Source organism: Haloarcula sp. H-GB4, assembly GCF_030848575.1.
Classification (GTDB): Archaea; Halobacteriota; Halobacteria; order Halobacteriales; family Haloarculaceae; genus Haloarcula.
The window spans coordinates 288,306-307,283 of sequence record NZ_JAVDDX010000001.1 but is presented as its reverse complement, the minus strand read 5'-3'; the positions used below and the strand labels follow the sequence as shown (position 1 = coordinate 307,283).

The window sequence follows — 18,978 nt, the reverse complement described above, 5'->3', positions numbered from 1 at the left end:
GGTCGAACACGACTAGTCGGCAACCCGTTCTTTTGAAGTAGCTCAATCGTCTAAGCCTTGTACAACGAATGAGTCAGGATTTCTACGAGATACTGGGTGTCTCTCGAGACGCCTCCGAAGACGAGATTCAGGAGGCCTATCGGGAGAAAGCCCGGGAATACCACCCGGACGTGAGTGACGACCCCGACGCCGAGGAGAAGTTCAAGCAGGCCAAGAAGGCCAAAGAGGTCCTCACTGACGAGGAGAAGCGCCAGATGTACGACCAGATGGGCCACGAGCGCTTCGAACAGGCCGAGAAGCGCGGCGGCGCTGGCGGTGGCGGCGGCCGCGGTGGAATGGGTGGAGACCCGTTCGGTGGCGGCGCTGGCGGCTTCGATATGCAGGATATCTTCGACCAGTTCTTCGGGGGCGGCGGCCGCGGCGGACGTGGTGGCAGCCGACAGCGACAGGGACAAGACCTCCAGACGCGACTGGAGGTCGACCTCGAAGAGGCCTACAATGGCGCGACAAAGCAACTGAACGTCACCCGGCCGGAAGCCTGCGACGACTGTGACGGAGCCGGGCATCCGCCAGGAGCCGACTCGGAGACCTGTCCAGAGTGTAACGGCCAGGGCCAGACAACGCAGGTCCAGCAGACACCGATGGGTCGGGTGCAACAGCGGACGACCTGCCGCCGGTGTGACGGCGAGGGAACGCTGTACGACGAAACGTGTTCGACCTGCCGAGGGAACGGTGTCGTCCAGAACGACGCGAGCCTCGAAATCGAGGTCCCGGCCGGCATCGCCGACGGGCAGACGCTCCGGATGGGGCGCGAGGGCGCGCCCGGAGAAAACGGCGGCCCGAACGGCGACCTGCTCATCGAGGTGCGGGTCCGCGACCACCCGGACTTCGAGCGCGACGACGACGACCTGCAATACCAGCAGGCCATCTCGTTCCCGCAAGCAGTGTTTGGTGACACCATCACCGTCCCGACGCTGGACGGCGAGGTGGATGTCGACGTGCCCAGCGGTACCCAGAGCGGCGAGGTATTCCGACTAGAAGGCAAGGGAATGCCGCGACTCCGCCGCCGCGGTCAGGGCGACCTCTACGTGCAGGTGCAGGTCGTCACGCCCGATAGCCTCAACGCCGAACAGAAGGAGGCTCTCGAACAGTTTGCAGAGGCCGGCGGCGAAGAGGTCGACGTTGAGGAAGGCTTCTTCGAGAAACTGAAGAGCTCGCTGTAATCAGTCGCCACTCGCCGGCGTCCCGCTTGTGCCTGATCGGCCCTCGTATTTCGCCAGTGCCGTCGACAGTGCGGCATCGGCGTCGACGTCGAGTTCTTCACACAGCGCGAGCAGTGCAAATAGAGCATCGCCGAGTTCGGCCTCCGGTATCGATAGCGCCGTCGAGTCGGTGCCGTAGCCGGTCGTTTCATTGACCTGTGCCGCGATGTCGCCGAGTTCAGACACCACATCGAGCAGTTGGTAGGCGGGCGGCGTGTCGATGTCGCTATGCCTGAGTACGTCGGCAACCTGTTGTTGTCGTTTCATTTCTAGAGCGTGGGGATAGCCACCTACATCGGCTTTGTGGCCGCGCTGTTTTTCATCGGTGGGGCCGAACGACGACGTATGCAGGTACTCGGTGACCTTGTCGCGCAGGCCCGCGACCGCGACGGCGTCCTCTTTCGTTCGCCGGAGCGGGCGACGCCGTACAGTTACTCCGATTTCGCCACGAACGCCTGGAAAGGCGGGAATCTGCTGCGACATTACGGCGTCCGGCACGGGACGCGGGTCGCCGTCGTCGTCGGTCCGAAAGAGCCGACCGACGAGGACCGACCGGGCTACCTCCGGGACGCCCCGGACGCACTGCTTGCCTTCCTCGCGGCGGCGCTCGACGGCGCGGTCGTCGATATGGACCCACCGAATGCGGTCGATGCGACGGCGCTCGTCGCGCCGGCAGCGTGGCTCGACCGCTACACACAGGGACCGGGGACCAAGGGGCTGGCCTACGGTGGTCCGGTCGATGACCCCACCGTCGCCCAGTTCGAGCGGGAACTGTGGAGCGAGAACCCGCTCCAGCCGCCAGGCGAAGTTTCGCCCGAGGACGGCGTACTGGCGGCCGATAGAACGTACACGCACGGCGAACTAATGGCCGAGAGCGGCCGTGTCGTCGCCGACTACGATATCGATGCGGAGACGACCGTCGCGCTCCGGGCACCGATGACAACTGCGGGCGCGGTCGTCGCCGGACTGCTTGCACCGATGCGGACCGGTGCGACGGTCGTGTTCGGCGGCGACGAGGCTGCGGATATCGCCGTTGCCGACGGGGATGCGCCCGAGGAAATCGTTGTTCGGCCGGCCGACGCGACACCAGCGTAGCAATCCGGCGGACGTTCGTCATCAATGTGCGTAGCGGGTACGCGGTAGTCGCCGTGTTGGTGCAGATGCAAAACGGAATCGCTGGTCAGTCAGCTGATGGACGCTGTTGCTTTCTTAAAGAATTTATTTGTCCGGCTACAAGCAAGAGTATGGGTTTTGACTTCAAGACCGCGGTAGCCCCACTCGTTGTAATTGTCGCCATCGCGACGGTGGCATTCATATCTATGGATGTGATGGGTCGCTCGACAGTGTTCATGATGGTGCTACCCTCGATGATCGTCTTCTCGGTCATCGCGTTCTTCTTTGGGATGAAGCACGGCGAGTTCCGCGCCAGTCCGTAACAATCTCTCGGTCCACACGGTCTGCATGGTCACGGGACCACTACGCTAAATCACTCCTATTTCAACCCCACTCGGTTACCAGCACGGCTGTATGTCGGCTGGTTCGGCTGTGTGTGAGGCCATTCTATCAAACGACAAATTGACCGTGTTCGTGAGTCTCCCGTCGGATTCAGGATAGGTCTGTCGCCGGAGCCGGAGTCGTCGAATTGCGGTCACTCAGTCGGACGGACGAAGTCCGCAAGCGTCACCAGCAGACCGAGCACCCACCCCAGCGGGATGGAAATCCCGAGCCAGATGATGACGTAAGCGATGCCTTCCCGGTCGAAGTTCTCGATGAAGAACTCCGCGACGCCGACGGAAGCCAGCACTTCATAGAGGAACCACCGGGACAGTGAGTCGCTTGCTGGGATGACGACTGAGGCGACAGTCGTCGAGTACAGCGCCGCGACGACCGGCGGCAGGAAGATGGCCGTCATGGCGAACGGATACGCTAGCGCGACCGTCGTCCCGCGGCCGCCGACGCGCCGGAACGTGACGGCGAGCGCGGCTGACAGCGTCGCGACGCCGCCGGCGACAGCGACAGCGGTGAATCCACCCGACACGAGGTCGATGCTCCCGGGCTCGAACCGGGCGAGTGCCGCTAAGCCGCCCCAGACGAGGACAGAAAGTAGAACGACACCGACAACACCTAAGCGGGTCGCCGTGCCGTCAATGCGGCGGGTTTGGTAGCGCAGGACCACACCACACAATACCAGCGGATACACCAGCGCGATGACTGGGACACCGAGCGCAGACCAGAGACGGTAGAGGACCATCCCAAACGAAGAGTCCGGTGTCCACGTCCCGAGGACGGTGTCGTTAGCGTTTCGCTGACGTGGATATACGAGTTCCATCCACGTTTCGTGTAACCGATTGAGGTCGATACGGATCCCGCCGACGACCCCATGGCTTCCGGTAGACATACCGGTGGTTTCGGTCTACCGGCGTTAAATGTTTCACGGCACCCGTGGCTGTTGTGATATCGCTGTGAAGAGTACGGCCCCGATTCGAAACCGACATATTCAGGACGGGGAGTCCCAAACGGTCAGGTATGACAGACGGTAGAGCGGACGTGTCCCGTCGGGGCTTCCTGCGGACGGCGGCAGGGGCCACGGCTGCGTCGGCCGCAGCAGGCACCGCGACCGCACAGGAAGGCACCGAAGGCGGCGATGGCGGTGGTGGCGGTGGACCGCCGGATTTCGGCGGCTTCCTTGATCAGGTTGGAAACTACGATGGCTCGGTCGCCGATGCGACCGGACAAGACACGGCGACGGTGGAGGTCGGCGTGCAGGCAAACGGCGGGGCGTTCGGCTTCGGCCCACCCGCGATTCACGTCGACAACGGCGCGACTGTCCAGTGGGAGTGGACGGGCAACGGCGGCGGCCACAACGTCGTATCAGACAGTGAGGGCCCGCTTGACTCTGGAAGCGCCACCTCTAGCGCTGGTGTCAACTACGAGCACACCTTTGAGGAGGACGGCATCTATCCCTACGTCTGTGTGCCACACGAAGGACTGGGGATGAAGGGGGCTATCGTCGTCGGGACGGACTACCCAACGAAATCCTCCGATGGCGGCGGTGGTGGTGGGAGCTCCGGCCCGCCGGAAGTGCCAAACAGCGCGAAGACGCTCGGCGTCGCAACCTCGTTCGTGATGGTCGCAACGCTCGGACTCGGGTACTTCTTTATCCGGTACGGCGGCGACTACGAGACGCCCGAGTAACGCTCCGTCGCCGCGTTATACCGAATCCGGGCCGGCGTGAATCTCCAGATCAACGTCCCGTTCCTGCCCTTCGAGGTCCTCGACGACACGTTCGACGATTTTAGTCGCTTCCTTGCGGATGAGCGGCTTGACTTTCTCGATTACCCAGTCCATCGAAACGAGTCGGGGGAGGTCGATAGCGCTGTCCGAGGCCGATCCCGGGTCAAACGCGACATGAAATCGCACACGTGACGCCGTCTGTACGTCCGCCGGAGCGTCGTCCGGATCAGGCTCGACTGCCCAGTACCCTTCGGCGTCGATGTCTTTGACGATCCGCCAGTCGATGCGCGTCGGCGGCGAAACGTCAGTCACCTCTGACCGAGCGGTGTAGGAGAGCTTCCACCATGAGAACACGAGGTCGTAGTTGGTTCCTGGCGAGCCGTCGCCGTCCTGTACCACGCGGTCGAGATATTCGGAATATCGTGCGTAGCCCGGAAAGTCCAGCAGAAACTCGTAGACCGCTTCAGGTGAAACATACACGACTGTGCTAACCTCGACTTCGTCCACATCTGTGACACCGGATGTACCGAAGGTAAACTTTCGGGCATGGACTCCGGCCGCGGCCGTGTTTTTTGCCGAAACATTTCTACAGAGCATAATAGTGAACAGAAAATATTATCACTCTGTATTGGATACAGTGAAAGTAGCATGAGCGCATCCGATATCCAGTCCGCTGATTCCGACAGCGAGCACGAGGACAGTGGATGGGAAGCCGTCCGCGATCTTCCGCCAAGCGCGAAACTCGTCGCGAAAGTCTTAGAGTACAATGAGACTCTGACCCAGAGCCAACTGGCCGAGGAGACGCTGCTGCCGCCGCGGACCGTCCGGTACGCCCTGTCCCGACTCGAAGATGTCGGCGTCATCGACTCTCGGTTTTCGTTTTCCGACGCCCGTAAACGGATCTACACGCTCCGGGTCGAGTAACCACCCAACGCGGTACGTCGAGGAACCGCATCCACCATTCCACGCCAGGGGCTGTTTCACCCTCTTTGTCGCCCGTTCACAGTGTGAGGACAACGTTGATTAGTCACCCTCACAAGACATTTGATATGAAAGTCGTCCTGATTGGTGTCGGGCAGGCTGGCGGGAAAGTAACCCAGTCACTTGCCCAGTTCGATTACGACATGGGGTTCGACGCTGTCCGGGGGGCCCTCGCCGTTAATACGGCGCGAGCCGACCTCCAGAACCTCGATATCGACACGGCCCTCATCGGACAGGACCGAGTGAAAGGTCACGGCGTCGGCGGTGACAACGAGCTCGGGGCCCAGATTATGCAAGAGAACGCCACCGAGGTGCTCGACGAACTTGACGGTCGCATCACGACCGAAGCCGAGGCTATCGTCGTCGTCGCCGGACTCGGCGGCGGTACCGGCTCGGGTGGCGCACCGATGCTCGCCCGCGAACTCAAGCGGATTTACGAGAAGCCGGTGTACGTCCTTGGCATTCTCCCCGGCCGGGACGAGGGTGGTCTCTATCAGGCCAATGCCGGTCGCTCACTCAAGACCGCTGCCCGCGAGGCAGACTCCCTCCTCCTCGTCGATAACGACGCCTGGCGTGGCAGCGGCGACAGCGTCGCCGCCGGTTTCGAACGCGTTAACGACGCCATTTCACGACGTGTCGGCCTGCTGTTCGCCTCCGGCGAGGCAGTTGAGGGGGTCGGTGAGAGCGTCGTCGACTCCTCGGAGATCATCAACACACTCAGGGGCGGCGGCATCGCCTCTATCGGTTACGCCAGCGCCGAGGCCAGCGAGGACGCCGGCGAGAACGTCAACACGATCACCAGCGTGACCCGGAAAGCCCTCCTTACGAGCATGAGCCTGCCAAACGCGGTCAAGGCCGACTCGGCCCTCCTCGTCGTCGCGGGTGACCCCGAACGACTCTCGCGGAAAGGCGTCGAGCGAGCGCGCCGCTGGGTGGAAGACCAGACCGGGAGTATGGAGGTCCGGGGCGGAGACTTCCCACTCGGCTCCGATAAGATCGCGTCGCTCATCGTCCTTTCGGGTGTCGAGCGGTCCCAGCGGGTCGACGAGTTCATGGAGCGCGCCACGGAAGCGGCAAACTCACAGGGCGGAACGACCGACCCGGACGAGTTCACGAACGACCAGCTGGACGGGCTGTTCTAACCGATCCAGATATCGGAATCACTTGGTGACGGCAGGAGCCTCAGGCGAGACTGCTACCGTCGAACTTTGCGCGGTCGAAGTCGTGGTCAAGCAGGTCGAGAATGGTCGGCGCGATGTCGTAGAGGTCGGCGTCGTCGATGCGAACGTCCGGGTCGTCGACCATGAGCGTCGCGTTGTCGAAGCTGTGCATACCGTTTCGCGGCCCGACACCGAACACGTCCTCGGAGCCTTTGAATCCGGCCTTCAGGTCGAACCCGTGGTTTGGGACGACGGTGAGGTCCGGCGCGATGTCGTCGTGGTCGCCACGGTAGGCGTCTTCTTTGGTGACAACACGGTCTGCGACGGGCTTGCCATCCGGTCCCTCAAGCGCTTCGAGTTTTTCCTTGAGGTCCGCGCGGACGGACTCGTACTCGTCTTCGGGGACGCCGCCGTTCGGTTCGCGGCCCTCGAGATTGATGTAGAAGCGGCCGGGGATGAGCGAGTAGGCCTTGGTATCCTCGCTGATGTCGCCGAGTTCGGAGTGGTCGTCGGTCGCGTAGTCGAGCCACCCCTCCTGCTGGAGCCACTCGTTGAAGTGGACCTCATAGTCAAGCGAGGTGAAGCCGTGGTCCGAGGCGACGACCATCGTCACGTCGTCGGGGAGTCGGTCGCGCAGGTCGCCGAGATAGGCGTCGACCTGCTTGTAGAACTCGAAGAAGGCTTCCTGGTTCTCGCCGTCGCGCTCGTAGTCCTTGAACAGGAAGTGATTGACCCGATCCGTGGTCATGAATACGCCGAAAAACAGGTCCCAGTCATCTTGCTCGACGTAGTGTTTGAACGCCTCGTAGCGCTTTTCCAGCGTCTTGTGGGCGTCTTCGACGAAGTCGCTCTTGTCATCGTCGTGGCCGAGTTTGGCGTTGACGTCAATCCGGTAGTCGCTGTCCTGGAGGTGGTCCCGGAGTTCGTCCGGGTAAGCGGCCTTGTCCACGCCCGGTGAGAGAAAGCCCGACACCATCCGCTGGACGTTCCGCTGCGGCGGGAAGGTGACCGGCACGTTCAAAACCGTCGCGTTGCGGCCATCGTCGGTGACACGGTCCCAGAGGCGCGTCGCCTGCACGTCACGCCCCATCGGGACGTAGGTGTCGTACGAACCAACTTCGCGGTCCTGGAAGCCGTAGACGCCTGTTTGCCCAGGGTTAACCCCGGTCGTCAGCGCTGGCCAGCAGGCGCTAGACTCGGGAGGGACGATACTGTCGATGGGGCCGGCGCTTCCGTCCGACGCCATCTCCGTAAGGTTCGGAAACACGTCGGGGTGTTCGTCGATGAGGCTGAACGGTACGCCGTCAATGCCGAAGAAGGCAACACGCGGTGCGTCGTCGCCCTTCAATCGGTCGAATAATCCCATACGATCCGTTAGTCAGGTCAGGAACAAGAAACTTCTTTTCGGCGCCGCGTCACCGAAAGCGGCAATATCATCGACGCGGTCTGTGGTTAAGACGACTGGTCCGCGTTCTCCGGAACCACAGTTAGATGTGCGATTCCGGGTGTCGACCGTCGTTCGGCTCGCGGAACGACAGTCGTGTGGTCAAGCGCCGCGTCGGTGTCATCAGTAGCCATACGCGTACAGATAGCGGTTACACGGACAAAAGATTACCCATGCTCATACATAATCGGAGACACCTGCCGGTATTACTTCTGGAAATACACCGTCAGCGGGACAAAAACCGCAAAACGTGGTTCTGGAAGCGTCAGTTGAACTCTTCGTCGTAGAGTTCCTGCGCGTGAACGATAGCGTCCTTTGCGGCTTCTTTGTCTTCCCAGCCTAGCGTTTCGACTTCTTTGCCCTCTTCGAGGTTCTTGTAGGTCGAGAAGAACTCGTCAATCTCGTCGAGGGTCTGCTGTGGGATGTCGTCGAGGTCCTCGATGTGGTCGTAGCGCGGGTCCTCAATCGGGACTGCGATGACCTTGTCGTCTTGCTCACCGTCGTCGTCCATCTTCATCAGGGCAACGGGACGGGCCTCAATGACGCAGCCGGGGAACGTCTGGTCCTCGACGAGGACGAGCACGTCGAACGGATCCTCGTCGTCGTAGTACGACTGCGGGATGAAGCCGTAGTCGGACGGGTAGTGAACGTTCGAGTGAAGGACACGGTCGAGGACGACACCGGGGATGTCCTTCTCGTACTCGTACTTGTTACGCTCGCCTTTCAGGCACTCGACGACAGCGTAGATCTCTTCGGGTGGGTTCGGTCCAGTTTCGAGGTCTTCCCAGAGGTTCGTCATCACCGGCGACTGCGCGACGCCGTCAAAAAGTCCTTTCGTAATAGCCGCAGCTATTCGGTATTATGCGCTATATAACCCAATAATATCTAACTATAGATATATTCTTAGATTACACTTACTACCTGTAAACGACAATCTGAAAGCAAATTAATCGGAAACTCAATTCAACCAAGGGCACATAATATAACAAATCCAACACGATTGTGGCTGCTAGCTGTGTGGTGGTTAATGCCCCACAGCAGGCGTTGTACGCCAGAGTTAACAAGTGTTAAATAGCTTGCTGACATTTACTCAACTATGTCAGAGGCACAAACAGTTACTGACAGTCCGGGCATCGCAAAAGAACTCACCGCTTTTCAGCAGAATATCCTAGTAATACTTGCTGAAGAGCCACGGTATGGTCTCGCTATCAAGCGCGAACTGGAAGAATACTACAACGACGAAGTCAACCACGGTCGCCTGTACCCGAACCTCGACGACCTCGTCGAGATGGGACTCGTCGAGAAGAGTGAACTCGACAAGCGAACGAACCAGTACTCCCTGACAGAGTCGGGCAAGGACGCGGTCCTTGACCAGCTCGGATGGGTGTTCGGAAAGTTCATCTCCGATGACGGCCGAGCCGACGAACTCCGTGATCTGATCGCGGCGCAGCAGTAGATTCGCACCTGGGCACCTGCGAACTACTGGTAACCACTTCTTAACGGCAGACAAATACGGATCACCAGCGGGTGTACCAGATGATTAGACGTCGGGGACGCGGCCACCGGCTTCTTCGACAGTGAGACGAATCGACTGCTCAAGAACCGACTGCTGTTCCGCAGTTGGCCACGCGTTCCGCCGAACGTAATCGTCCCGAAACTCCTGAATTTCGTCCGGCGTCGCCTCGGAGATCGGTTTGGCGTAGTGGTTGCTCATGAAATCGGCGAGCAACTCCGCGTTGGCGCCGTGTGTCTCGCCATGGACTTCGGTAACAGCTTCGACAACGGCTCGGTTTGCAGCGTCTATCTCTGCCCACTCGTCCGGGTCACCGGGGCCTGAGAGCCGTATCTCGACCCCACGGTCGATGTCGTCGACCCGCTCCGGACGGATGACGCCATCGTCGACCCATTCGGCGGGATGGCAGACGAGTACGTCACCCGTCTCGTCGTCTCTGATACGGGCAGTGTAGTCGTACTCGGCGAGGATTTCGTCGCGTTCGGTTCTGTAGGCATCAGCCTCGGCCTCATCGACCGCTTCGCGAGCGAGCCTGGTCAGCCGTTCGGCCTGTTCAGTCACATCTGTCGGCAGGTCAGTCATCGTCGAGTGCGTCGTTCGCTAGTTCGTCTGCACGGTCGTTTATTTCCCGCGGAACGTGCTCGATCTGCCAGTCGTCAAAGTCTGTCAGTAGCTCGCGGACACGGACGCGGTTCTCTCGCAGTTCGGGGTCGTTCGTATCCCACTCGCCACGGACCTGTTTGACGATAAGCTCTGAATCACCCCGGATATGGACGTCGTCGAATCCGTAGTCACGTGCGACTTCAACCGCGCGGATGAGCGCTTTGTACTCCGCTTGGTTGTTCGTCGCCGTTCCAATCGTTTCCCCGCCCTCTGTGACAATTCCGCTATCGTTGACCAGCACGTAGCCGACCGAGGCCGGTCCCGGATTGCCACGCGATGCGCCATCAAAATACGCATGGACGCGCCCGCCGTCATTGTCGCGCAGCAGAGCCTCAAGTCGTGCGGTCCCCTCACCCTGTACGACGACTTTCCCGTCGTAGGCGACCGCTGTCGCGCCGCCGTATTCGACGCGCCAGCGCTCGTGGTCAGTGTTTCCCGATTCAATGTCGAGTCCCGCATCCGCTAGGCGCTCGCGGGCCGTCGTCTCGTCACATTCGATGACCGGCATTGTCCGAGGGTGGCTGACCCGTCGGTATAGACGTTGTGGTCGCCCTATCAGTTCCCGGCTTTGCTGCTGATTCGTTCAGCACCGGTCTGTCGGCCCTCTTCACCACCCAAGAACCGACCTAGAACACCGACCAGCCCGCCAACGGTGACAACGGCTCCGGCGGCGAACATGATCGACAGGATCGGGTCGACAGGCTCGATGAGGATGGGCGAGAGGAACAGGATAATACCGGATAGGATGGCTGTCGCCGCTGCGACGGGACTTACCTGTTTCCCCGACGAGACGCGGTACGTGGAATGGGCAAGAGTGAGGGCTGCGAGTTCCCCGACAAGAAGGTTGACCAGCGCCTGCTCATACGCGACAGGTATAATCGCCGAGACAAATACGACAGCCATGCTGACCAGCGTCGCGCCGAGCAGGAACCACTTCGTTGTATTTACCATGATTTATATCACCTATTGTTACTCAATCCACCCCTGTAAGAGTTGCTCTCCCACGGACCGCTGGAAAGGTTCTTATCGGGGAGGACCGAAGGCGTGACAGATGCAACTCGACGAGTTCATCGAGGGGTTCGAGGAAGACGAAGCCGCACAGCGGCGCCGCCTCGCGGCGGAGAAGTCCTACGCCATCACGGACCACCTCGAAGACGTCGAGCAGCAGTTCGAGGCGGCGGTACAGGGCGATTCGCTGTTCGGATCGACGGCCCCGGAGATATTCGTCGGACGGTCGGGATACCCCAACGTCTCGACGGGCCTGCTCTCCCCGGTTGACACCGACGCCGCCGCTGCCGGGTTCGCGACCAGCGGCGACTGGTATCAGGAAGGACTGGGCATTGAGGACGTACTCCAGCGCCGGACCGGCATGGTGAACTCCACCCAGACCACGTCGGTCGATTCGGTCAGGGCCAGTGGTGGGCGCGGCGGCGGTGGGGTCCACGACGTCTGGAACGGCTTCGTCGGCGTCCAGCGTGAAGTCGCCATCGCGGACCATCCCGTCGACGTGGAGGTGGGGCTCGACGGCACTCCTGAGATGGATGTGAGCTTCGACGACGTTGGGACGCCAACGGGGCCACGAGCACACGCGACGGGTGCCGACTTGGCGGAGAACCCCCACGTCCCCCGCCCCGTTGAAAAGACGCTGTCGGACGACGACTGGCGCGCGGAGGGCGCGATGGCGTACCTGTACCGCCGCGGGTTCGACGTGTACGACATCAACACCATCCTCTCAGCGGGCGCACTCGGGCAGGCCAGCGAGCGCTCGCTGGTGCCGACACGATGGTCGATCACTGCCGTCGACGACACAGTCGGGCAGTACGTTCGTGGCACGCTGCGTAACGCCGACACCATCGACAAGCCGGAGCTGTGGTACAACGAGTACATGGGGAACCGCTACTGGGTCGTGCTCGCGCCCGGTCGCTGGGAGTTCGAGCTCGTCGAGATGAAGGCCCCACAGAGCGTCTGGAACCCACGCCCGGAGACGGGCTACTACATGTCCAGCGCTCACGAAGGCTACGAGGGACGGACCGCCTACGTCGAGGAGACGGCCGGAGCGTACTACGCAGCACGGCTCGGCGTCCTCGAACATTTGCAGGAGCGGGACAAGCAGGCGAAGTGTCTGGTGCTGCGGGAAATCACCGACGACTACTGGGCACCCGTCGGTGTCTGGCAGGTGCGCGAGGGCGTCCGGAATGCCTTCGACGGGGAACCCGGGACCGCTCAGTCCTTCCGGGAGACGCTGACGGCTATCGCCGACCAGCTCCCCGTCAGTCTCGGACAATTACGGCGCAAGTCCGAACTCGTTGCCGGGCTTCAGTCGCAATTGAGCGACTTCTGACGATATTTTGCGTTACGGGTGACAAGCCGTGTCGAGTAACTGCTATCAGCGTTGCCCGCTGTCACCGTCACTGTCACCGACGTCGTCCCAGGCCGAAGTGCCGAATCCGTCATCATCGGTGTCGTTACTCCGACTCGGGTCATCGGTGTAGCTGTCTCCTATTTGTTCATCCACGCTCGAAGTTGTCCCTGTCGTGGCTGGTCCGGACCTGTGTGTCCCACCGGGCGCAGTCGTGGGTGCAAGCGGCGGTTCGCCGTACTCCTCCTCGTATGCGTCTGCGAAGCCACGCGCCCAGACGTACATGATCGCCGACTGGCCGACGAACGCGAGGAACGGAACCGCGAGGTAGCCAATAATCGTGAATCCCAGGACGGTCGCTCCAACGGAGACGATGATATTGACCGCAAACGCCATTACCACGGCCATCAGCATCGTTCGGTTCGTCCCAACAGACGAGAGAACATCACGGTCAAAGCCCGCAGCAATACTGTCCGCCCGGACGAAGTTCCCCGTCGCAACGGGCAGTATCACTGCCATTGCGAGAACGCCGATAAAGTAGAGCAAGGCGGCGACGAGAAAACCGACGAGCAGCAATCCCTCTGAGCCGCCGAGTCCACCACCGATCACCAGCAGGCCCGGGATAGCAAGCGCGAGCGTGAGCAACAACCCGTACCCCATAACGACGACCGTATGTCGGATTCCGTCGACGGTTATGTCGGCCAGGTCCAGTTCGTCCCAGGCCGGCGGCGTGTCAGTCTCCCCCCTGAGGACCCGGCGCATCACTTCGAGCATATATCCCTGAAACGTGAACAGCGGAACGATCAAAAAGCCGAAAAACAGTACAACCCCACCGAGGCCGATGCGTTTGGCCCAGTCATCGCCCTGTGTCTGATAGCGAAGTGCGTCTTCTATCATGTTCAGTCAGTCTTAAGATAGATTCAAATAAGTTGTGTCATGGTTGAAAGCTGCGAGCCAGACATCGCAGCTCTCGGACTGGTTCAGTACGGACAAGAGCGTGGCTCAGGTTCGATCAGTGCTGTGTGGCGAAACCTCGACAAACGCCGGGGTGTCGACTCCTCCGGCACAAACCGGGCACCCAACAACCAACAGGCGCTCCCGAACGCCACCGTCGACCGTTGCACACACATCACAGTTCGGGCACGTGAAGCGGTACTCCGGCATGTACTCAGGCAGGGACTTGGATAGCCGAAGGAACTGCCCCCTCAATGTGGAGGGACTACACATACGTGGGGGCGTTCCGCTCGCGAGTCAGCTCGCCGATCGCTGGTGTCGTACAGTGGAGCGTCTCGAATATATAGCCCACAATAGTGGTCTTAGGAAGGATTATTCCACTCGCTCGGTACGGTTACACGATGACTGATATGCCGCTGAAGCTCGGGTTCGTCTGCGTCCAGAACGCGGGCCGAAGCCAGATGTCCGCAGCGTTTGCCGAACGGGAACGCACCCGTCGCGGACTCGAAGATACGGTCGAAATTCTGACCGGCGGCACAGACCCCGCAGATGAAGTACATCCGGAAGTCGTCGAGGCGATGGCCGAACTCGACATCGACCTCTCTGACCGGGCCCCGCAAGCGGTTCCGGACGACGAGCTCAACAGTTGCACCGTCGTTGCGACGATGGGGTGTTCGACGCTCGAACTCGATACCGACATCGCAGTGCGTGACTGGGCGCTAGAGGACCCGCACGGGCAGTCGGTTGAGCGGGTGCGGGAAATCCGAGACGAGATCGAGACGCGTGTCGCCGACCTGTTCGACGAATTCACCGACAGCAGTACCAATTGAAACGATGTACACACCGGGCGCACTGCTCTCGTGCGATCAGGTGTACACTAAATGTCAGTGCTACTAAAACCGACGCCTGCTGCAGACGCTGAAGCTAGGGCGGTCCGGCACGCCGACAGAGCCGCGGCAGTCCTTGACCACTAACTACCACTCGACGTACGTGAGATACTCGACCTGTTCGTACGCCAGAAGCCACGTCCCGTAGCTATCTGTGACCTCAACCCCCTCGTGCTCTCGAATGTGGTCAGTGACCGACCGGAAGGCCTCGTCATCCTGGAAGTAGCCGCCGTCAATCGCTTCTTCAACGACTTCTCGTTCGGCTTCGGAAAGGCCCGTAAGCGTGAACAGGTACTGGTCCCGGATCTGGTCAGCGAACGAGTCGACACCCGACGCAACTTCCGTTGCTTCGTACCAGTATTTCGTCTCTGTTGTCATTCGTGTGCTGACCGTCACCCGGTAGCGGTCGCCGTTGTGGACGATAATATCGTACTGGCGCTCCGGAACGAACACCGACCCGTCGCCCACTTCCTCGGCAGTACCATACCCGACACCCACATCGTACCCGTCCCCGCTGGGCGGGTTATCGTCTGAAATGATCGGCTCAAGTCGCTGGCGGTCCACGGCCGGTAGCTCCTCGTAGTCGATTTCGCCGAGTTCAGCCGTCGAATCACCCGGGTCAAGATCAATTCGCACCTCATACACTGTCACTTCACTGCTCTCGAGTGCCGTCTCCGAAACTTCGTAGAAGGCATCATCAATCCGGACGGTATCGGTCCGGTCGAACAGTTCGTATCGTCCCCGGCGTGTCGCAGAGCCGTTTTCGATGGCCGCTGAGACGGCCGTGTATTCCGCCGACTCGGGATCGGGCGATATCGAGACTTCGTCGGCAATGTCGGCTCCCGTCGCATCGTCCATGTCCAGCACGACAGAGGGATGGCCGCAGCCGGCGACAGCGACCGAGAGGAGGGCTGTTCCACTTGCAAGGAACTGGCGTCGTCGCATACAGCTATTGACAGCCAACCGGAACGAAAGTCTTCTGGGCCAAGCTCGTTGTGTTGACCTCGGTAATCGCTATGAACAGAGTGAGCGTGCGCACTGACTGGCAAGGTTTCTACTATCTCCTAATAGCGGTCGTTTCCCCGGGTGAGATATGGCGGCTGTGATGACACTCGGTGTGGAGGGGTCGCTGAAACGGAGTCGAGGGACAAAGCAGCTTATTTTTCCGCTATCCAGACCATCTCTTTTGCCCCGTCTTTCAGCGGCTGCCGGTCAAAGCCGCCATAGCCAGTCCAGTCGCTCCATCCGGTTGTCTCCAGAAGAAGCTCGAACTCTGGCTTCGAAAGGAGGGCCAGTTGAAACGTTGCCCGTCGAACCACATCTCCGTCGTGTGCAATCGTTCGCTCCGTTTCGACGGTCTGGGAAACTTCGTCGACAAGCCGGGAGATGTTGGTGACAACGTATTCCTCGCCCTGATATGTCACAGACCGCGTCTGCGGCTCGTCATAGGATTCGGATATCATATCGAAACTCGGGACAAAGAAGTTCAGAGCAAGTCGTCCATCCGGCGCAAGAGCCTCGCGGAATTGTCGGAGCGCCGCTTTCTGTTCCGCTACTGTGACGTTATGGAGGAAAGTGCGGAACGGGACGATAATGAGTTCGTACTCCCGGGAGGTGGCAAAGTTGGTCATATCAGCCTGCCTGACAGCGGGCGTGAGGCCGGCTTCGTCGGCTTTCTGTTCCAGAACGGTGAGCATCTCCGCAGAGATATCGATACCGTCCGCATCTACACCAGCCCGAAGGAGTTCAAGATAGATGCGGCCTGTTCCACAGCCGACTTCAAGCACCGGACCATCGGTCTCTGCGGCCAGATCAACGTAGAACTCGACATCACCGATTTCCTGCTCCTCGTAATTAGCATCGTAAAAGCCCGCCCACTCGTCGAAAAAGTCTTTTGCGAGGTCCATACTTTTGTCACCGTGGTATGGCCCCATCATATTATTGGTGGTATGTCATGTGATGTCTCTTTAGAGACCGCCGAACGCACCCGCAACTGTTCAATATTGTGTATGGTTGTCTGATCGATTCCGTTCGTCATCAATTCCGAACAAGACCAGACGCTGGTTTACCGTCTAGTAGAATGTGAGCGTCCACGTCGCCGCTTTGTTGATGCCCGTCTCTTGATTCTCCGGGGTTGTCACCGGGACCACCTTGTGATAACAGCCTGAGCCGTAGTAAACGCAAGACGGTGGCAGGGTCCGCAAGGTTCCCTTTCGAGTTGACAAATACTTCCTTCAGCGGCATCTTTCAATTTTGCCGAAATCTCCAATCTACAACGCTGTAGATCTGGTTCTGGTAAAGCAAGGAACGGGAAGAACTCGGTATGGGCCAACGCGGATTTGAACCGCGAACCTCCCGGTTATCAGCCGAGCGCTCAACCTGATTGAGCTATTGGCCCAACGCATTCTTTTGTACCCGAGGGGTATTGAAAAGGGTAACGTTTCGCGGCCGGTTGGGGATGTGAAACCGCGTCAGGGCTTCAGTTTTCGTCGCTGTCGTCGAAGTCGACGTCGGTGGCTTCGTCTGGGTCGAAGGAGGTGCCGGAACCGGAGCCAGAGCCGGAACCGGGGCCACCCTCTGGACCGGTCGGACCGGGGCCAGCCGGGCCGTTTTCGTCACCAGGGAAGCCGCCAACGTACACCTGACCGCTGGCGAAACCACTTGTCTTGGCGTCGATGTAGGGGCGGACGACCCAGCGGCGCGTGGCGGCACGGACGGGGTACCGGGTGAACGGTACCGCGAGCAGGAGGCCGACGAAGTCCGTCACCAGACCGGGGGTAAGGAAGAACGCGCCGGCGGCGATGAGGAGGCCGCCGTCGATGAGTTCGTCGGTCGGGAGTTCGCCGACGGCGAGTCGCTGTTGGATCTTCCGAAGCGTCGCACGGCCTTCGGCGCGGACCAGCAGCATACCGACCAGCGCCGTCAGTACGACGAGGGCAACCGTCACGAGCGAGCCGAGGAACGGTATTGCGACCGTCACCAGCAACACGATGTCAAACAGCGGGATGAGCAGCAATAGCCCGATGGCCCGGAGCATACGACTGCTTGCAGGCCCGCCCCCAAACGCCTTTCGAGAGCAGAACCGAGCAGTCAACTGCCGAGGGAGCGGGTCAGCGTTCCCGCAGTCGGACTTCGACCGGTTCTGTGGGACTCAGCGTAATCTGCATCGCCAGCGACAGCGGTGGTTCGGTGACCGCTTCCACGGCGTACTGTTGGGCCATGGTCGCCAGGGCGAGCTTGGCCTCCATCCGGGCAAAGCGCATGCCGATGCAGTGGCGCGGGCCGCCGCCGAAAGGGTAGTAGGCGTAGTCCGGGAGCGACGCTTCAAGGTCATCGTCCCATCGCTCGGGGCGGAAGGCGTCGGGCGCGTCGTACCACCGGTCGTCCCGCTGGACGAGCCACTGCGGGAGAGTGATTTGGGCGTCCGTTGAGAGTTCGTATCCGCCGAGGGTCACCGGCTCCGTCGGCTGGCGAAACACCGTGAACGCGGGCGGGTACAGCCGTAGGACTTCGTTCAGCACGGCATCGAGATACGGCAGTTCGAACAGGTCTTCGGGCGTCGGCCGACCGTCTCCCAGCGTCGCGTCGAGTTCATCATGGAGGCGCTGCTGGCGCTTCGGATTGTTCGCCAGTAAGAACCAGGCGTAGGTGAGCGTCAGCGCCGTCGTGTCGTGGCCGGCGACGAGAAACGTCAGGAGCTGGTGGCCCAGTCGCTCGCGGTTCATCGTCTCGTCATCGAGCGAGAGCAGCAAGGAAAGAACGTCGTCGCGCGCCTTGCGGGCGCGCTCATCCTCACGCTGGCGAGCGGCGATAACGTCGTCAAGCGTGGACTGGAACTCGGCCAGCGAGCTGTTGACGGCGCGGTTCGTTCCGGTCGGAACCCACAGCGGGAGGTACGCCGACAGCGACCGCGGATCCAGCCGCTTGCGCAACGCGTCAAGCAGCGGTTCCAGCGCATCCGCAGTGGTCTCGATATCCACGTCTAGCAGCGTCTTGCCGAGAATGTTCAGCGTCAGCGACTGCATATGCGGGAGGACAGCGATGCGCTGGCCGTCGCTCCAGCCTGCCGCCGTCCGGTCGGCGAACTCGGTCATCGTGTCACCGTAGGTGGCGATGCGTTCCCGGTAGAACGCGGGCTGGAGCGCCGTCCGCTGGCGTTGCCACTCTTCGCCCTCTAACAGAAACAGGCCCTCACCGATGAACTGGCCAAGGGTATCCTGAAGCAGCCGCCCCTTCTCGTATACATCGGCGTCAGTTACCAGCACCTGCTCGACGAGATCAGGATGACAGACGAAACAGCCCGTCGTCCCGGCGACGCTGTACCCCACCACATCGGCTTCGTGGGCACCGGCGCGGTCATAGAACCCCAGTGGATCACGCAACATCGCGGCGGTATTGTCGACAAACGGGACGCGGCCGAGACGGGGTGGCCGGTCGCCCGGTGTGACCGGTTTCGGTGTTTCGTGAATCGCCTGCTGGGTATCCATCGCCAATGTTTGGGCCGCCCAGCCAATCGGTCTT

General features: G+C 60.8%; 23 protein-coding genes and 1 tRNA gene. 9 read left to right on the top strand and 15 right to left on the bottom strand.

Annotated features, from left to right (window positions below):
- The first annotated feature begins 68 nt into the window (after positions 1–68).
- Positions 69–1,223 (top strand): molecular chaperone DnaJ, encoded by a 1,155-nt coding sequence (dnaJ, locus tag RBH20_RS01635; RefSeq protein ID WP_306704836.1) that lies wholly within the window; start codon positions 69–71, stop codon positions 1,221–1,223.
- Here the strand turns inward: dnaJ and RBH20_RS01630 are convergent, their stop codons facing one another.
- Positions 1,224–1,529, bottom strand: coding sequence for a nucleotide pyrophosphohydrolase (locus tag RBH20_RS01630; protein ID WP_306704834.1), 306 nt, complete (start codon positions 1,527–1,529; stop codon positions 1,224–1,226).
- A 78-nt stretch (positions 1,530–1,607) separates the two neighbouring features.
- Here RBH20_RS01630 and RBH20_RS01625 point away from each other — a divergent pair, with 78 nt between their 5' ends.
- Together RBH20_RS01625 and RBH20_RS01620 are read left to right on the top strand one after the other, a co-directional pair.
- The gene (locus tag RBH20_RS01625; protein WP_306704832.1) at positions 1,608–2,357 is read left to right on the top strand and encodes a hypothetical protein; all 750 of its coding nucleotides are present in this window, start codon (positions 1,608–1,610) and stop codon (positions 2,355–2,357) included.
- Positions 2,358–2,506: 149 nt separating this feature from the next.
- A complete protein-coding gene (locus tag RBH20_RS01620; protein ID WP_005535987.1) occupies positions 2,507–2,698 on the top strand; it encodes a hypothetical protein in 192 nt (63 codons plus the stop codon).
- 212 nt (positions 2,699–2,910) lie between these two features.
- On the opposite strand, the gene RBH20_RS01615 is transcribed toward RBH20_RS01620, so the two are convergent.
- A complete protein-coding gene (locus tag RBH20_RS01615) occupies positions 2,911–3,660 on the bottom strand; it encodes a hypothetical protein (protein WP_306704830.1) in 750 nt (249 codons plus the stop codon).
- 128 nt (positions 3,661–3,788) lie between these two features.
- Between RBH20_RS01615 and RBH20_RS01610 the strand changes: the two genes are divergently transcribed.
- Positions 3,789–4,457 (top strand): halocyanin domain-containing protein, encoded by a 669-nt coding sequence (locus tag RBH20_RS01610; RefSeq protein WP_306704828.1) that lies wholly within the window; start codon positions 3,789–3,791, stop codon positions 4,455–4,457.
- A gap of 15 nt (positions 4,458–4,472) precedes the next feature.
- Here the strand turns inward: RBH20_RS01610 and RBH20_RS01605 are convergent, their stop codons facing one another.
- The gene (locus RBH20_RS01605) at positions 4,473–5,003 is read right to left on the bottom strand and encodes a type II toxin-antitoxin system RatA family toxin (RefSeq protein ID WP_306704826.1); all 531 of its coding nucleotides are present in this window, start codon (positions 5,001–5,003) and stop codon (positions 4,473–4,475) included.
- Between the two features lie 141 nt (positions 5,004–5,144).
- Between RBH20_RS01605 and RBH20_RS01600 the strand changes: the two genes are divergently transcribed.
- Together RBH20_RS01600 and RBH20_RS01595 are read left to right on the top strand one after the other, a co-directional pair.
- Positions 5,145–5,420 carry a helix-turn-helix domain-containing protein gene (locus tag RBH20_RS01600; RefSeq protein WP_306704824.1) on the top strand — a complete coding sequence of 92 codons (276 nt, stop codon included), beginning with the start codon at positions 5,145–5,147 and terminating at the stop codon, positions 5,418–5,420.
- 125 nt (positions 5,421–5,545) lie between these two features.
- Positions 5,546–6,619, top strand: a complete 1,074-nt coding sequence (locus RBH20_RS01595; RefSeq protein WP_306704822.1) for a tubulin/FtsZ family protein — start codon at positions 5,546–5,548, stop codon at positions 6,617–6,619.
- A gap of 40 nt (positions 6,620–6,659) precedes the next feature.
- Here RBH20_RS01595 and RBH20_RS01590 read toward each other — a convergent pair whose 3' ends face one another.
- From RBH20_RS01590 to RBH20_RS01580, 3 genes are all read right to left on the bottom strand, one after another.
- The gene (locus tag RBH20_RS01590; RefSeq protein WP_306704820.1) at positions 6,660–8,003 is read right to left on the bottom strand and encodes an alkaline phosphatase family protein; all 1,344 of its coding nucleotides are present in this window, start codon (positions 8,001–8,003) and stop codon (positions 6,660–6,662) included.
- An 86-nt stretch (positions 8,004–8,089) separates the two neighbouring features.
- A complete protein-coding gene (locus RBH20_RS01585; protein WP_005535999.1) occupies positions 8,090–8,215 on the bottom strand; it encodes a hypothetical protein in 126 nt (41 codons plus the stop codon).
- 131 nt (positions 8,216–8,346) lie between these two features.
- Positions 8,347–8,880 carry an inorganic diphosphatase gene (locus RBH20_RS01580; RefSeq protein WP_004593839.1) on the bottom strand — a complete coding sequence of 178 codons (534 nt, stop codon included), beginning with the start codon at positions 8,878–8,880 and terminating at the stop codon, positions 8,347–8,349.
- A gap of 297 nt (positions 8,881–9,177) precedes the next feature.
- Here RBH20_RS01580 and RBH20_RS01575 point away from each other — a divergent pair, with 297 nt between their 5' ends.
- On the top strand, positions 9,178–9,537 hold the full coding sequence (locus RBH20_RS01575; protein WP_004593840.1) for a PadR family transcriptional regulator: 360 nt from the start codon (positions 9,178–9,180) through the stop codon (positions 9,535–9,537).
- 84 nt (positions 9,538–9,621) lie between these two features.
- On the opposite strand, the gene RBH20_RS01570 is transcribed toward RBH20_RS01575, so the two are convergent.
- Genes RBH20_RS01570 through RBH20_RS01560 form a run of 3 tightly spaced genes read right to left on the bottom strand, consistent with a single transcriptional unit; the run spans position 9,622 to position 11,208 of the window.
- Positions 9,622–10,176 (bottom strand): rnhA operon protein, encoded by a 555-nt coding sequence (locus RBH20_RS01570; RefSeq protein ID WP_306704813.1) that lies wholly within the window; start codon positions 10,174–10,176, stop codon positions 9,622–9,624.
- On the bottom strand, positions 10,169–10,765 hold the full coding sequence (gene rnhA, locus RBH20_RS01565; RefSeq protein ID WP_306704811.1) for a ribonuclease HI: 597 nt from the start codon (positions 10,763–10,765) through the stop codon (positions 10,169–10,171). The genes RBH20_RS01570 and rnhA overlap by 8 nt, the downstream gene beginning before the upstream one ends.
- Positions 10,766–10,812: 47 nt before the next feature.
- Complete coding sequence (locus RBH20_RS01560) at positions 10,813–11,208, bottom strand: hypothetical protein (protein WP_306704809.1); 396 nt, start codon at positions 11,206–11,208, stop codon at positions 10,813–10,815.
- Between the two features lie 100 nt (positions 11,209–11,308).
- On the opposite strand from RBH20_RS01560, the gene nreA reads away from it, so the two are divergent.
- Positions 11,309–12,598 (top strand): DNA repair protein NreA, encoded by a 1,290-nt coding sequence (nreA, locus tag RBH20_RS01555; RefSeq protein ID WP_306704807.1) that lies wholly within the window; start codon positions 11,309–11,311, stop codon positions 12,596–12,598.
- 45 nt (positions 12,599–12,643) lie between these two features.
- On the opposite strand, the gene RBH20_RS01550 is transcribed toward nreA, so the two are convergent.
- Positions 12,644–13,513, bottom strand: a complete 870-nt coding sequence (locus RBH20_RS01550) for a DUF4013 domain-containing protein (protein WP_306704804.1) — start codon at positions 13,511–13,513, stop codon at positions 12,644–12,646.
- A gap of 458 nt (positions 13,514–13,971) precedes the next feature.
- Here RBH20_RS01550 and RBH20_RS01545 point away from each other — a divergent pair, with 458 nt between their 5' ends.
- Complete coding sequence (locus RBH20_RS01545; protein ID WP_306704802.1) at positions 13,972–14,400, top strand: low molecular weight phosphatase family protein; 429 nt, start codon at positions 13,972–13,974, stop codon at positions 14,398–14,400.
- Between the two features lie 144 nt (positions 14,401–14,544).
- Here RBH20_RS01545 and RBH20_RS01540 read toward each other — a convergent pair whose 3' ends face one another.
- From RBH20_RS01540 to RBH20_RS01520, 5 genes are all read right to left on the bottom strand, one after another.
- Positions 14,545–15,402 (bottom strand): hypothetical protein, encoded by an 858-nt coding sequence (locus tag RBH20_RS01540; protein ID WP_306704800.1) that lies wholly within the window; start codon positions 15,400–15,402, stop codon positions 14,545–14,547.
- Positions 15,403–15,614: 212 nt separating this feature from the next.
- A complete protein-coding gene (locus RBH20_RS01535) occupies positions 15,615–16,364 on the bottom strand; it encodes a class I SAM-dependent methyltransferase (RefSeq protein ID WP_306704798.1) in 750 nt (249 codons plus the stop codon).
- 417 nt (positions 16,365–16,781) lie between these two features.
- A tRNA-Ile gene (locus RBH20_RS01530) sits at positions 16,782–16,855 on the bottom strand.
- Between the two features lie 81 nt (positions 16,856–16,936).
- Positions 16,937–17,494 (bottom strand): FxsA family protein, encoded by a 558-nt coding sequence (locus RBH20_RS01525; RefSeq protein ID WP_306704796.1) that lies wholly within the window; start codon positions 17,492–17,494, stop codon positions 16,937–16,939.
- Between the two features lie 73 nt (positions 17,495–17,567).
- The gene (locus tag RBH20_RS01520) at positions 17,568–18,944 is read right to left on the bottom strand and encodes a cytochrome P450 (protein WP_306704794.1); all 1,377 of its coding nucleotides are present in this window, start codon (positions 18,942–18,944) and stop codon (positions 17,568–17,570) included.
- Positions 18,945–18,978 lie beyond the last annotated feature (34 nt).

Bases quoted from the DNA above. Each gene is read 5' to 3' on its own strand.
- dnaJ (WP_306704836.1), top strand. From the start codon at position 69: ATGAGTCAGGATTTCTACGAGATACTGGGTGTCTCTCGAGACGCCTCC.
- RBH20_RS01630 (WP_306704834.1), bottom strand. From the start codon at position 1,529: ATGAAACGACAACAACAGGTTGCCGACGTACTCAGGCATAGCGACATC.
- RBH20_RS01625 (WP_306704832.1), top strand. From the start codon at position 1,608: ATGCAGGTACTCGGTGACCTTGTCGCGCAGGCCCGCGACCGCGACGGC.
- RBH20_RS01620 (WP_005535987.1), top strand. From the start codon at position 2,507: ATGGGTTTTGACTTCAAGACCGCGGTAGCCCCACTCGTTGTAATTGTC.
- RBH20_RS01615 (WP_306704830.1), bottom strand. From the start codon at position 3,660: ATGTCTACCGGAAGCCATGGGGTCGTCGGCGGGATCCGTATCGACCTC.
- RBH20_RS01610 (WP_306704828.1), top strand. From the start codon at position 3,789: ATGACAGACGGTAGAGCGGACGTGTCCCGTCGGGGCTTCCTGCGGACG.
- RBH20_RS01600 (WP_306704824.1), top strand. From the start codon at position 5,145: ATGAGCGCATCCGATATCCAGTCCGCTGATTCCGACAGCGAGCACGAG.
- RBH20_RS01595 (WP_306704822.1), top strand. From the start codon at position 5,546: ATGAAAGTCGTCCTGATTGGTGTCGGGCAGGCTGGCGGGAAAGTAACC.
- RBH20_RS01590 (WP_306704820.1), bottom strand. From the start codon at position 8,003: ATGGGATTATTCGACCGATTGAAGGGCGACGACGCACCGCGTGTTGCC.
- RBH20_RS01585 (WP_005535999.1), bottom strand. From the start codon at position 8,215: ATGGCTACTGATGACACCGACGCGGCGCTTGACCACACGACTGTCGTT.
- RBH20_RS01580 (WP_004593839.1), bottom strand. From the start codon at position 8,880: ATGACGAACCTCTGGGAAGACCTCGAAACTGGACCGAACCCACCCGAA.
- RBH20_RS01575 (WP_004593840.1), top strand. From the start codon at position 9,178: ATGTCAGAGGCACAAACAGTTACTGACAGTCCGGGCATCGCAAAAGAA.
- RBH20_RS01570 (WP_306704813.1), bottom strand. From the start codon at position 10,176: ATGACTGACCTGCCGACAGATGTGACTGAACAGGCCGAACGGCTGACC.
- rnhA (WP_306704811.1), bottom strand. From the start codon at position 10,765: ATGCCGGTCATCGAATGTGACGAGACGACGGCCCGCGAGCGCCTAGCG.
- RBH20_RS01560 (WP_306704809.1), bottom strand. From the start codon at position 11,208: ATGGTAAATACAACGAAGTGGTTCCTGCTCGGCGCGACGCTGGTCAGC.
- nreA (WP_306704807.1), top strand. From the start codon at position 11,309: ATGCAACTCGACGAGTTCATCGAGGGGTTCGAGGAAGACGAAGCCGCA.
- RBH20_RS01550 (WP_306704804.1), bottom strand. From the start codon at position 13,513: ATGATAGAAGACGCACTTCGCTATCAGACACAGGGCGATGACTGGGCC.
- RBH20_RS01545 (WP_306704802.1), top strand. From the start codon at position 13,972: ATGACTGATATGCCGCTGAAGCTCGGGTTCGTCTGCGTCCAGAACGCG.
- RBH20_RS01540 (WP_306704800.1), bottom strand. From the start codon at position 15,402: ATGCGACGACGCCAGTTCCTTGCAAGTGGAACAGCCCTCCTCTCGGTC.
- RBH20_RS01535 (WP_306704798.1), bottom strand. From the start codon at position 16,364: ATGGACCTCGCAAAAGACTTTTTCGACGAGTGGGCGGGCTTTTACGAT.
- RBH20_RS01525 (WP_306704796.1), bottom strand. From the start codon at position 17,494: ATGCTCCGGGCCATCGGGCTATTGCTGCTCATCCCGCTGTTTGACATC.
- RBH20_RS01520 (WP_306704794.1), bottom strand. From the start codon at position 18,944: ATGGATACCCAGCAGGCGATTCACGAAACACCGAAACCGGTCACACCG.